This window comes from Vibrio sp. 970, assembly GCF_033339075.1.
The window spans coordinates 1-809 of the sequence record NZ_JAWOTW010000194.1 but is presented as its reverse complement, the minus strand read 5'-3'; the positions used below and the strand labels follow the sequence as shown (position 1 = coordinate 809).

Annotated in this window: 1 protein-coding gene; it reads right to left on the bottom strand. The window is 44.7% G+C overall.

The window, feature by feature from the left end; genetic code table 11:
• Window positions 1-93 precede the first annotated feature (93 nt).
• Window positions 94-809, bottom strand: a 716-nt coding sequence (locus R7Q11_RS25630) for an ATP-binding cassette domain-containing protein (protein ID WP_225466933.1), incomplete at its 5' end; no start/stop codon positions are given.

Below are 809 nucleotides of genomic sequence, written 5' to 3'. Positions count from 1 at the left end.
TGAGTTTAGCATGCAAGATAAAAAAGGATACATAAGAAAAACGCCCCGTTTATTTAACGGAGCGTGTTTTCTTGAATGCGATGGTGGCACGGCTTACGCCACTTGCTGCTTTTTTTCTGCCACACGCTTTTTCTTGCGATATTTAGGATGGGTAATCGGAATCGCGGAGAGCAGTTTCTTGGTGTAATCGTTTTGTGGGTTCGCGTAAATTTCTTTCGCATTCCCCGCTTCCACCACTTTACCAAAGTACATCACCGCAACTTTATCGGAGACATGCTTAACCACCGACAAATCGTGAGAGATGAAGATGATGGCAAGGTTCATTTCTTGTTGAAGTTGCAGCAACAAGTTGAGAATTTGCGCCTGAACCGATACATCCAGTGCAGATACTGATTCATCACAAATCAACAGCTTTGGCTTCAGTGCTATCGCACGAGCAATACCAATACGCTGACGCTGGCCACCAGAGAATTCGTGCGGATAACGGTTCACAGCCGTTTCAGGCAAGCCAACTTTCACCAACAGCTCTTTCACCCATTGTTTACGCTCTGCAGGAGTGCCTATTTTATGGATGATATACGGCTCTTCCAAAATCATACCAATGGTGTGACGCTGGTTAAGTGACTCCATTGGGTCCTGAAAGACAATCTGCATGTCTTTACGCAACGAGCGCATCTCTTTGACAGAGAACTTTGTGATGTCTTTGCCTTCAAAGAAAATCTTACCTTCCGTTGGCTCGTACAATTTTAGAATCGTACGTCCTAAGGTACTTTTACCACAGCCAGATTCACCAACGAGTCCCAATGTTT